This is a genomic window from Caballeronia sp. LjRoot29, assembly GCF_964252755.1.
Classification (GTDB): domain Bacteria; phylum Pseudomonadota; class Gammaproteobacteria; order Burkholderiales; family Burkholderiaceae; genus Caballeronia.
In genome coordinates this window covers 1-231 of the sequence record NZ_CAXUPU020000111.1, presented here as the reverse complement: position 1 = coordinate 231, position 231 = coordinate 1, and the positions used below count along the sequence as shown (strand labels likewise).

Genomic DNA, 231 nt, shown 5'->3' with positions numbered 1-231 from the left:
ACCAGACCCAAACCACATGCAATTCGACTAATGGACTTCATGATTGATGTTTCTCCGTGAAAAACGTATCTCGATATTTCGGTAAAAAAACAGGCATCTGCACCCGCAGATGCCTGCCTGTTCAACTCCTTCGGCTTACTGGTAATCGACCGTGTATTGCACCGAGGTGTTGACCGGGCCGGCTGTGGCCTTGCCCGTGGCGTAGTACTCAGCGAAATACTTCAGGTCCGC

General features: G+C 51.1%; 1 pseudogene. It reads right to left on the bottom strand.

What is annotated here, in order from left to right:
* Positions 1–135: 135 nt before the first annotated feature.
* A pseudogene (locus tag ACSQ83_RS35980) lies at positions 136–231 on the bottom strand (fimbrial protein); the annotation flags it as partial.